Raw genomic sequence first — 9868 nt, 5'->3', positions numbered from 1 at the left:
CGACCAGAAGTGGCACGTGTGTCAAACATTGCTAGGATCAGGCCATGATTCTGCCTGCTCCGCACCGCGTCGCGGTGCTCGTTCTGCCCGGAGTCTTCCCGCTGGAATTCGGGACCGTGATGCAGGTGTTCGGCCGCGACGAGAACTACCAGGTCACAGTGTGTTCCGAGCGGCCCGGGATGATCTCGAGCACAGGCTTCTCGCTCTCGGTCCCCTCGGGTTTGGACGCGTTGCGGTTCGCCGACACTGTGGTCGTGCCCGGGTGCGAGGACAACGGAGTTGCACCGTCCCCGCTCGTGCTCGAGGCACTTCGTGGAGCTCACGCTGCCGGTGCCAGGATCGCGTCGATCTGCGCAGGCGCATTCGTCCTGGCGGCCGCGGGCCTGCTTGATGGGCGTCGCGCCACGACACATTGGCAACGGCTCGACGAGCTCGCGCAGCAATACCCTCAGACCCGTGTCGACGACGCATGTTTTTTCGTCGACGACGGTGACATCCTGACTTCGGCCGGCGTGACCGCAGGAATTGACCTCTGCCTACACCTTCTGCGTCGCGATCTCGGCCCGTCGGCCGCGAACAAGCGCGCCCGCTCGTTGGTTGTATCGCCCTACCGTCCAGGCGATCAACGCCAGCTGGCTGGTCAGCTCGTGCACCGTGCGCGCGGCGACGATCTGGCCGGGATCCGCGCATGGATCCTGGAAAACCTCTCCGAGCACCACGACATCGACAGTCTCGCCAGGCGGGCACACATGTCGAGACGAACTTTCCTTCGTCGGTTCCGCCAAGAGACCGGCTCGTCCCCGACCGTATGGATCACCGCTTCTCGCATTGACCACGCGAGGACCATCCTCGAGACAACGGATGCCCCCATAGAGCGACTGGGCGCGCTCACCGGTCTCGGGTCCCCGGCATCAGTCCGAGCTCTCTTCGCGAAGTATCTCGGCACATCACCCAGAGATTACCGAGCCGCATTTCGCGGTCCTTCTTCCGCTCCTCCGTCACCGGGCCCGAAAGGATGCGGTCGCGAATCCGCTCCATGACGTGCGCCGCTGGGGCCCCGATCATGGCGACGCTGTCACTGGCGAAGGTATCTGGGACTTTGTGCTCGTCGTGAACGACTACAACAACGACGTGCGGCGTGACATCAACCAGCTTGGTCGCGAGTCGGGGCTGCTTGACGAGTCCGAGCTCGATCCAAACTCCCCGTTGCGCTACAGGGTCCGGGTGCGGCGCTGGTCGGAGATCCTCGAGTCTGCGGATCAGCGCTTGGTCTACTACAAGCGCGGGCTGCAGCACAACGCTTCACTCCTCGACGTCAAGCGGTACCTGCGTGAACACCGTGCAGATGTGCTGCCGGAGGGGCTCTTCTCGGAGGACGATCCGAACCAGGCCGGAGTCTCATCGGTGCGCCTTGAGCTGTGCAGCGACTGGTGTCAGCGGCTGCACACGCACCGAACCGTCACCAGAGGTTGTTCTGTACCGGAACTCGGTGGAATTTAGGTTTTCGCTTTGATCTCTGGCAGCGACGAACGTGTGCCGGCCAGCAATCTGTTGCCTAGTCGCGCTCGTCGTGCACGTCTGCGCGGCGGCACTAGTTGGGAGCGTGCGGAAGTGGCGTCGTCGCCCGCGCAGAGTAGATCCAGCAGGCGGCGCTCGACGGTGGTGAACTCATCGCTCGGGCTGCGATCCGTGCGGCGGGTCATGGTTACAGGCTATGGGAATAGCTCGTAGTGGCGGCGAACCGGGATACAGTGACCGGGTGATCGATGACCGAGCCGCGCAACTCTTGCGCGAGCGCCCCGCCGACCGGACGTGGTTGCTGTGTGACGACGTGCCTCGCACCGATTTCGACGAAGCAGCGGCCGCGGCGGGCATCGCACCGATCGGGTGTGCGTGGATTGAGATCGATCAAGAGCGCGCACGGCAGATCCTCGTCCATCTGCTCAGCACTTCGATGGCCCACGGTCACGCGTTGATGCCGGCGCATCGTGCCCGATGGCTCGCAGATCAGTTCCTCAGCAGTGCCGGGAAGTTCGGCACACGATTCGCTACGAATACCGAGGGGCTTCCTGAAGCGAGCGGAGCATCCTGGAAGCCGGCCACAGAGCACGTGTTCGATGCGGGTGTCATCGCATTGGGCAGCTCCGGGGCATCGTGCTACTGGGTAGCGGAAGATAGCTGACCGGGCAGAGCGCACGCGGGCGGGATCTTCCGGCCCCCAGCGCAGATGTTTCTCCGTGCCTGAATGCGGTGGAGTTCCGGTTTAACGTCTAGCGTTATTGACGCCGGTCGTTATATCCTGGTTTCGTGATCAGATCGTTCGGGAGCAAGGACACCGAACGATTGTGGCGTCGTGAGCGAGTGCGCTCGATCGATCATCGGATCCATCGGGTCGCACTGCGCAAGCTTCGTCAGGTGGGATCGGCGGAGTCCATCGAGGATCTTCGGGTCCCGCCGGGCAACCGGCTCGAAGCGCTCAAGGGTGACCGCGCCGGGCAGCACAGCATCAGGATCAACGACGAGTGGCGGATCTGGTTCGTGCGGACCGACGCAGGACCGGAGGAGGTGGAGATCGTTGACTACCACTGAGAAGATTGCCCCGATCCACCCTGGGGAGGTCCTCATGGAGGACTTCATCGAGGGCTTCGGGATCACGCAGAACAAGCTCGCCGTGTCGATCGGCGTCCCGCCTCGGCGGATCAACGAGATCGTGCATGGCAAGCGGGGGATCACGGCGGACACCGCGCTCCGGCTCGGCAAGCTCTTCGGCACCACCGCACAGTTCTGGCTGAACCTGCAGACGCTCTACGACCTCGACCTCGCAGAGGATCGCGCGGCTGAGCAGATCGACGCCATCGTGCCGCTGCAATCCGCATGACCTTCAGCGGGATGGACGCCGCTGAGGTAGTCCGAGTCGTTGGCTGGCTCGAGGAGCGATCAGTCGTCTACCAGGTCAACGGCGGGTGGGCCGTTGACGCTCTGCACGGTTCCCAGACCAGATCGCATGGTGATCTGGATGTGTTCGTCGACTCGACGACGGTCGACGCCCTCATGGAATGGTTGCTCGGTCGCGGATACAGCATCGTGGAGGACTGGCGTCCGATCCGAGTTGAGCTGCGCGCCGGCGACAGGGCGGTCGACATCCATCCGATGGACGTGGACTGTGTCGGCGACGGGGTCCAGCAGGGCTTCGGTGAAGACTCGTTCGTCCACCGAGCGCGCGAGCGCGCGGTCGGAGTGATCGGAGATCGCTCGGTAGTTGTCGCGTGCGCCGCGCGACTCATGGCGCTGAGGCTCGGTTACGACCTCCGGCCGGAGGACCGCCACGATCTCGACGTGCTTGGGAGGTTGGTCACCGACCACTCTTGAGGTCCGTGGCGGGTAGTTGACGCAGATGGTTGTCCGTGCCGGAACTCAGTCGAGTTCCGGTTCAACGTTTAGTCGCGTTCCGCCTCAACATCTGATTCGAGTGCCCGGATCTCCCACAGGGAGATCCGGGCACTCGATCTACGTGCGACCAGCAGGCGAGTCGCCGCAGCATGGGGCTAGCGAAATGTTCGGCTGATCGCGCTGCCAGTCTGGAACAGGGTGATCCACACCAGGAACTTCTGGATGGGACGCAGCGGCCATGCGACAAGTCCTCGCCACCCTCGGCGTCGCGACCAAGACCTAGTGATCCGCAGCTGTGTGCCACCGGTCGCGTTCGCCAAGGCGAATTCAGTCAGAACCGAATTGCTCTGCGCGACGTCGGGATAGCCGAAGCTCCATGCGATCCTGTCCGGTCGGTGAATTGCGATGAGCTCAACACTGTGTCGACGAAACTGAGGTTTGATCTTCACAGGCTTGCCGTCTGGATAGGTTGCGGGTGCCGTGCCCTCCCAGACCGTACCCGGCTTCGCTTCTTGACTGGTCTGGTCGAGAGTGCCGATGCTCGGCTCCCACTCGGGGATACGTGCGGGATCTGTGAGGAACGACCACACTTCGTCCAGTGGTGCGGATATGAAATTCTCAGTCGTTCCCGTGGTCCGCCCCTTCACTTTCGCTGAGACGGGCATGGACTTCATAGAGCGCGAGTCGGCCCGATCGAGGCGTTCGATGAGCGCATCGGATGTCGTGCCAAGGCGGCCGAGGATATCCGTGATAAGGCCGCTGGGTTCTGCGACGAGTTCCCGCAGAACGGCGGCAGCGTCGCCTGGCTTGCCTTTGCTGCTGGACTTCGCGATGAGGTCCCGAGCGCGACGAGTCCACTCGTACCCATCCGTCTCATGGAACACGATGCGCCCGGCCTCGGGGAACGACGCCTCGATGCCGAGTGAGGTCAGCTGTGCATCACGTTGTTCCTCCACGGCGAGACGGGCGCTATCAAGGTCGATACCCAGCTCGCGCAGTGCGCGGCCGGCGGATTGGTCGTTGATGACCAATGCGAGGAACAGGTGGTCGATGTCGGCTTCGCGGAGCCCGAGCCGGGATGCTTCCTCCATGGCGGCCAGGGAAAGCGCTTGGCTGGTCTGAGCGGCGCGGACGAGTCTGTTCATCTGTTCCTCCTGGATGTCGAGATCGCGGGGTCAATTCTTTTGGAGTGCTTCTTGTGGGCGGCTTGTCGCGTCACTCCGAGCGCGTCGGCGATCTCCTGCCAACTCATGCCTGAACGCAACGCGGCCTCGACCTGCCGAAGTTCCAAGGTGTCCGCGAGCACGCGTAACGACGCTACGGCCCGCAATCCTGCTTTCGGGTCGCTGGTATCGGCTGCTACTGCTGCGATCCGTGGAGACTCCATGACGTCAACCTACGTTGCTAAGCAATGGGTTGTCAACCTGGGTTGCTTCCTTGCTCGGCGGGCTCGATAATCGCAGGGCCAGGAGAAGGTCGGCACTTCGAGGGATTCGCTGGGTTCTCAGAGGTTGGTACGTGCGGCGACGTGGTGGAATTTAGATTTAATGTCTAACTATCGCACAATCGGACTTCTGTTTCGATAGGTTCGGCTAGCGGCTAAAGAAAGACTGATCCCATCGGTATGCCTGGCGTTGTTTAGAAGCTCTCCGGCCGCCAGCCCGATAGGTATTTGTCCGCGAGTTGAAGAACATTGTCGTCACCCAGATTCTCGCGCACATTGCTCACGACCTCTTCGACTGTGACTTCAGATTCGAATAGCTCGACGAGAAGCTCCCAGGCGAGACGATCTTCAGATCTGACCTGTCGAGAGCCCATCGATTGCGATCGTGCAGTGGACTTAAGTGAGTGCAGTACCGCTCGCAGCAGAACAGGATCGTCATTTGACGTCAGAGGTGCTTCGCCTGTTGCTGTTTGGGCGGCATCGTAGATGCGCCAGGCATCCCACTCGCGCCACGGCTCGACTGGTGAGGTTCGCTGGAGTCGTGCAACAAACTCCTCATGGATCCGAGCTGCGAACGCTTCACTAACGAGTTTGTGCCCCGCGCCTTCGCGATAGCCCACGCTGTGGATGAAATTGAGCTGGGATGAGTACGTTTCGATGCCGCCGAGGATCTGTGAGACTAAGGTTTCTCGCTCTGCCTCATCTCCTACGCGGCGGAGGAGTCGAAGGACAACGCGACCAACAGAGATCTCGCGGCGGCCGATGTCGAAGAAGCCTCGCTCCTCCTTCTCGGGAATGGCGTCGATGAGGTTCAGAAGCGTGATTGATCCAGGGACGACCATCTCGGTCGTAAATTTTGCTTCTAATGAGGTGAGACCTTCGAGGACGGATTCGAGCTGCTTAGGGTCCAAAGCGGTCAGGTACCCCCTGAGCGCTACTCCGTCGCTGAGAAGCTCAAGGGCCTGTTCGGAGCTTCGAAACGCGACGAGTTCGTCGGGTGCGACTCGGTCGAAGTAGAGGTTGAGGAAGTCGATGTGGGCTATCCGGTGTGCGGTTCGCCAGACACTCAGCCAGTCAGGTCCATAGTGGTTGTTCTCGACGTATTGCACCGCGACCGGGAATACGCGTCTGAATAGCGCCCGAACAACTTCGTCTTCATCGGGGAACTTAGCGAGGAGTGCAGTAATAGTCTTCTGGGCCCGGTCGTCCTTGCGTCCCATGATCTCGCGTGTGCTCGTGAGCTCATTTCGAAGCTTCGATAGTTGATGGACGAGTTCAGGACGGAAGACGCGAAGTGCCTCCATTGCGAGAAGATCGACCAGATCGACTTCAACGCCGAGACTCTTAATCGTCGACCTGGCGGAGATCGCGTAACGCGTAACGTCACGCATGTTCGAAAACAGAGGATCGATCACTTCCCAATAGACGTCACTCCATCGACTGTCGTCGAGTGTGGCGTTCGCGACGGGGGAGAGGATGCGGTTCAGTTCTTCGAAAACCTGGGACCGCAGCAGCTTCTCTGGCGCATGTGGAACATTGAAGCTCAACTGGACGATTTTCTCGAGGTACGCCCGTCCGGGGATGCCGTCTTCGGTGAGGGCCTGTTCCACGCGTTCTCTGTCAAAAGCAAGCACGTAAATGATGTTTGGAAAGCTCGCCGTCAAACGGACGAGTTTGAAGATTTCGCGGATCTCGAGAGTGGTGAGACGGTCGATGTCGTCAATGACGACCACGATAGGTTGCGCGAGTGAGGCGAGTTCCTTCGTGATCTCTTCCCGTACTTTCTTGGCGCTGCGCTCTTCGTCCGTTGTCTCAGCAAGTCCGCCGAGCGCGGCTGCGGCGGCCTCACCGACAGCCGCTGCACCCGGAAGCGGAATGAACTGAGACACAGGTTTGAGGATGCTGGCGTACTGAGCGAGCCAGTCCGCAGTCTTCCCGAAGCGGCTCTTGCTTTGAACGTTGAGCTCCGCTGCGATCTCAGTCAAGAAGAAGTTGACGAGCTGGTTCGAGCCGGAGAACATCCAAGGGTTGAAGTCGACGACGGTGAGAGTGGGCGCGGTCGCAAACTGTTCGCGCATCAGGTTGATGAATGAGCTCTTTCCGTGCCCCCAAGGCCCCAAGATGCCCACCACGAGTCCCTGGCTCGCGTCGAGCTCCCGGATCGACTCCGCGAAGTCGTGCGCGACCGGTGCACGCCCGAGGTCGTCTTCGCCCGAAGAGGTGATCGGCGCGTCGATCGGAGGTCTCTGTTGGGGGTGATCGCTGTTCATAGTGCTAGCAAAGCACGGCCGCCTTGAACCTTGCGGGAGCACCTGGCGCGCAAGCTTCGTGTCGATGCAAGCCGCCATAATTAAAGGTCGGGCCGGGCGGATGTGGAGCGCCTCGCCGCCGCGGCCCTCGCCCCATCGGGGATCGCCATCGTCGCGCCAGCCCTTGTTCTTGAAGCCCTGATCGTGGCCGACGTCCTTGCGGCACGGTCCCATGCTGCGCACCCGGTGACGGGCGAATGCACGGAGGGCGGTTCCCGCAGACTGCCCTACGTGTGGGCACGTGGTGGAGTTCCGTTTCAACGTGTGACTTTCGCGCTCCGAAAGGTGTGGTGCTGACCGCCCCCGTTCCCTCGAGGGGAGGTGGCAGGGGGCATCGTCCTATGGGGCAGGATCGGTCCTGCCGTGGCTGGATCGACGGCGCTATCATGAGTGATAGCAGAGGAGGTGATCGCCGATGTCATCCATCGTCGTTCGCGGGCTTGACGACGCAGTGAAGCAGCAACTCGCCACGCAGGCCAGGGAGCACGGCCGGTCCATGGAGGCCGAGGTCCGCGACATCCTCACCAAGGCCGCTCGGCGACCACACGTCGGCTTGGCGTTGCTGGCTGCGGCGCAAGAAGTCGGCGGCGTCCAAGAACTGCCGGTCCCAGCGCGTGATGACCTCGCACGGTCGGTGGACTTCGAGTGATCGTCCTGGACACGAACGTCATCTCGGAGATCTTCCGACCCTCACCGGAGGCGCGCGTCGTCGATTGGCTTGGGTCGCTGACAGGTGACGTCGCTATCACGTCCGTGACTCTCGCCGAACTGCTCGCCGGTGTGCGGAGGCTGCCGGACGGTCGACGCAAGGCAGAGTTGACAAGGCACATCGGATCAGCGCTTGAGCCGTACAGGGGGAGTCGTTCACTGCTGCCATTCGATGAAGCCGCAGCGGAGTGCTACGCCGACGTGCTCGTCGCCCGAGAGAGGGCGGGCGCACCGATCAGCACCGCCGATGCCCAGATCGCCGCGATCTGCCTTGCTCACGACGCGAGCTGCGCGACGCGCAATGTGAAGGATTTCGAGCACACGGGCGTGACTCTGGTCGACCCTTGGACAGCTCCCTGACGACGAGTCGATCGATCGACGTCGGCTTCCCGGCCAAGCGTGATGGCGGTTGACCGATGATGGCCGTACGCGTTGGAACTCGTAGAATTTGGATACTCAAACTGACATCTGGTCGGGGGATCCAGGTAGCAAGCATGGGTCCGAGCAGGCGGGTGGCCGTGGTCGGAAGGGCTTGCAGTCGGTGTGAAACCAGGCGAGCGCGACCGCGCGCCGCGACCCATGACACTAACGGCCGGGGGTCAGGCCGCTGTATCGGGTTCGTTGTACCGCAGCAGTACGACGCCGCCGTTGAACGCGCGGCTCTCGATCAGCGTGAGATCACGCATGCTGGTTTCGTCTGAATACAGGCGTCGGCCGTGACCTACCACGACCGGGTAGACGAACAGGCGAAGTTCGTCGACTACGTGGAGCGCCAGGAGTTGCTGTGCCAGCGAGATGCTTCCGGTCAGCACGATGTCGCGGCCATCGCGGTTCTTGAGTTTGCGGATCTCGTGCTCGAGGTCTTCGCCGCCGCGCAGGATCGTGGTTCCGTCCCAACGAGGGTCCTGGATGCTTTGGGAGACGACGTATTTCTCGACGTGGTTGAGGTGGTCGGTGACGCCGGTGTTATCCCCAACTTGGCGTGGCCAGAAGCCGCGCATCTCTTCGAAGGTGATGCGTCCGACGAGGAACCCGTCCGATGCGGCGGCGTGCTCCCGGGTGGTCTGTGCTAATTCTCGTCCCTGCTCGGAGTCGTCCGTGGGGTCGAACCAGGAGCCGTCGTTCTCGACTACTCCGTCCAGGGTGATGTTCTCGGTGATGACAAGGCGTCGCGTCATTTGCTTGCTCCTCCACTTGTGTTCTTCCCATCGGCAGTTTTGGATCTGAAGGCGCGGACCTTGGCCCTATTGCCGCAGCGGGCCATGGAACACCATGTGCGCCTGCCAGCGCGAGACAGGTCGAGGAAGATCATCGGGCAGTCTGGACCGCTGCAGTTGCGTAGCCTGTCCCGGCGGTCGCGCAGGTGGATGATCGCGTCGCGTGCGATGGTCGACAGGGCCTGGGTCGTTGACGGGATGTCCTCCGGGTCGTGGCCAGGGAATGCCGGCGGTATGTCGGGGCCGGCTGCGATGCGCGCGACGAACGCGATATCGCCTTCGTTCGTATCCTCGCCGATTCCTGCGGAGGCCTTGACGAGTCGGGTGAGGTGCACACGCAGCGCGAGCGCCAGCGCCAGCTCATCTGCGGTGGCAGCGGCGAGCCGAGACGCAACGTGTTCACTGAGCCAGGAATCGAGCTCTTGGGCGGTTAGGACCATCCCTTCGCGCCAGGGGCCGACGCCGAAGTCACCGGTGTAAACGAAGTCGAGGAACAGTGCGCCGGGGTCAAGCAACCACGACTGCCCATCCCAAGTCCGGATCTGCTGCGCCATACCTGATCCTTCTCTAACCATACTAACTGGTTACGAGTAACCGTAATGACAGGTTACCCCCGTGCGGGCAGGCGTCAAAGGCCTCAAGGTGCTTCTGTGCGCACGGCCCGTCGACAAACCTGCACTCTCGCGGGCGTCGGGCGACACGTTCCATGACATGCGGGTGGTCATCGTGAGGCCAGGAACGATTGCCGGAGTTGCGCGCGATGGCCCTACGTGGATCCCCGCTGGTCGAGCGCTCGACGC

General features: G+C 62.1%; 13 protein-coding genes. 8 read left to right on the top strand and 5 right to left on the bottom strand.

The features are described from left to right. The first annotated feature begins 44 nt into the window (after positions 1-44). The 6 genes from ACSZL9_RS07305 to ACSZL9_RS07280 all read left to right on the top strand — a co-directional run bounded on the left by ACSZL9_RS07305 (position 45) and on the right by ACSZL9_RS07280 (position 3369). Positions 45-1040: a GlxA family transcriptional regulator gene (locus tag ACSZL9_RS07305; RefSeq protein ID WP_446664801.1), complete on the top strand. Its 996-nt coding sequence runs from the start codon at positions 45-47 to the stop codon at positions 1038-1040. A gap of 1 nt (position 1041) precedes the next feature. Further along, positions 1042-1500, top strand: a complete 459-nt coding sequence (locus tag ACSZL9_RS07300) for a hypothetical protein (protein WP_446664800.1) — start codon at positions 1042-1044, stop codon at positions 1498-1500. A 259-nt stretch (positions 1501-1759) separates the two neighbouring features. Beyond that, positions 1760-2182, top strand: coding sequence for a hypothetical protein (locus tag ACSZL9_RS07295; protein WP_345077280.1), 423 nt, complete (start codon positions 1760-1762; stop codon positions 2180-2182). A 125-nt stretch (positions 2183-2307) separates the two neighbouring features. Then, positions 2308-2589, top strand: coding sequence for a type II toxin-antitoxin system RelE/ParE family toxin (locus ACSZL9_RS07290; protein WP_096798691.1), 282 nt, complete (start codon positions 2308-2310; stop codon positions 2587-2589). After that, the gene (locus tag ACSZL9_RS07285) at positions 2576-2878 is read left to right on the top strand and encodes a HigA family addiction module antitoxin (RefSeq protein ID WP_077342947.1); all 303 of its coding nucleotides are present in this window, start codon (positions 2576-2578) and stop codon (positions 2876-2878) included. Before ACSZL9_RS07290 ends, ACSZL9_RS07285 begins: the two co-directional genes overlap by 14 nt. Before the next feature lie 11 nt (positions 2879-2889). Beyond that, positions 2890-3369 carry a nucleotidyltransferase domain-containing protein gene (locus tag ACSZL9_RS07280; protein WP_446664799.1) on the top strand — a complete coding sequence of 160 codons (480 nt, stop codon included), beginning with the start codon at positions 2890-2892 and terminating at the stop codon, positions 3367-3369. Between the two features lie 176 nt (positions 3370-3545). On the opposite strand, the gene ACSZL9_RS07275 is transcribed toward ACSZL9_RS07280, so the two are convergent. From ACSZL9_RS07275 to ACSZL9_RS07265, 3 genes are all read right to left on the bottom strand, one after another. Beyond that, a complete protein-coding gene (locus ACSZL9_RS07275; RefSeq protein WP_446664798.1) occupies positions 3546-4535 on the bottom strand; it encodes a Clp protease N-terminal domain-containing protein in 990 nt (329 codons plus the stop codon). Further along, entirely contained in the window at positions 4532-4777 is a 246-nt protein-coding gene (locus ACSZL9_RS07270; protein ID WP_118912208.1) for a hypothetical protein, read from the bottom strand. The genes ACSZL9_RS07275 and ACSZL9_RS07270 overlap by 4 nt, the downstream gene beginning before the upstream one ends. Positions 4778-5028: 251 nt before the next feature. Continuing rightward, positions 5029-7317, bottom strand: coding sequence for a KAP family P-loop NTPase fold protein (locus ACSZL9_RS07265; RefSeq protein WP_446664797.1), 2289 nt, complete (start codon positions 7315-7317; stop codon positions 5029-5031). A gap of 241 nt (positions 7318-7558) precedes the next feature. Here ACSZL9_RS07265 and ACSZL9_RS07260 point away from each other — a divergent pair, with 241 nt between their 5' ends. Further along, positions 7559-7792 carry a FitA-like ribbon-helix-helix domain-containing protein gene (locus ACSZL9_RS07260; protein ID WP_446664796.1) on the top strand — a complete coding sequence of 78 codons (234 nt, stop codon included), beginning with the start codon at positions 7559-7561 and terminating at the stop codon, positions 7790-7792. After that, on the top strand, positions 7789-8211 hold the full coding sequence (locus ACSZL9_RS07255; protein WP_446664795.1) for a PIN domain-containing protein: 423 nt from the start codon (positions 7789-7791) through the stop codon (positions 8209-8211). The genes ACSZL9_RS07260 and ACSZL9_RS07255 overlap by 4 nt, the downstream gene beginning before the upstream one ends. Positions 8212-8450: 239 nt before the next feature. Here the strand turns inward: ACSZL9_RS07255 and ACSZL9_RS07250 are convergent, their stop codons facing one another. Continuing rightward, entirely contained in the window at positions 8451-9029 is a 579-nt protein-coding gene (locus ACSZL9_RS07250) for a dihydrofolate reductase family protein (protein WP_446664794.1), read from the bottom strand. Next, positions 9026-9622 carry a CGNR zinc finger domain-containing protein gene (locus ACSZL9_RS07245; RefSeq protein ID WP_446664793.1) on the bottom strand — a complete coding sequence of 199 codons (597 nt, stop codon included), beginning with the start codon at positions 9620-9622 and terminating at the stop codon, positions 9026-9028. The genes ACSZL9_RS07250 and ACSZL9_RS07245 overlap by 4 nt, the downstream gene beginning before the upstream one ends. Between the last annotated feature and the right edge of the window lie 246 nt (positions 9623-9868).

The sequence above is a fragment of the Flexivirga sp. B27 genome (genome assembly GCF_052905685.1).
This window is presented reverse-complemented; position numbering and strand designations above follow the sequence as displayed.

Bases quoted from the DNA above. Each gene is read 5' to 3' on its own strand.
- ACSZL9_RS07305 (WP_446664801.1), top strand. From the start codon at position 45: ATGATTCTGCCTGCTCCGCACCGCGTCGCGGTGCTCGTTCTGCCCGGA.
- ACSZL9_RS07280 (WP_446664799.1), top strand. From the start codon at position 2,890: ATGGACGCCGCTGAGGTAGTCCGAGTCGTTGGCTGGCTCGAGGAGCGA.
- ACSZL9_RS07275 (WP_446664798.1), bottom strand. From the start codon at position 4,535: ATGAACAGACTCGTCCGCGCCGCTCAGACCAGCCAAGCGCTTTCCCTG.
- ACSZL9_RS07270 (WP_118912208.1), bottom strand. From the start codon at position 4,777: ATGGAGTCTCCACGGATCGCAGCAGTAGCAGCCGATACCAGCGACCCG.
- ACSZL9_RS07265 (WP_446664797.1), bottom strand. From the start codon at position 7,317: ATGGGACCGTGCCGCAAGGACGTCGGCCACGATCAGGGCTTCAAGAAC.
- ACSZL9_RS07260 (WP_446664796.1), top strand. From the start codon at position 7,559: ATGTCATCCATCGTCGTTCGCGGGCTTGACGACGCAGTGAAGCAGCAA.
- ACSZL9_RS07250 (WP_446664794.1), bottom strand. From the start codon at position 9,029: ATGACGCGACGCCTTGTCATCACCGAGAACATCACCCTGGACGGAGTA.
- ACSZL9_RS07245 (WP_446664793.1), bottom strand. From the start codon at position 9,622: ATGGCGCAGCAGATCCGGACTTGGGATGGGCAGTCGTGGTTGCTTGAC.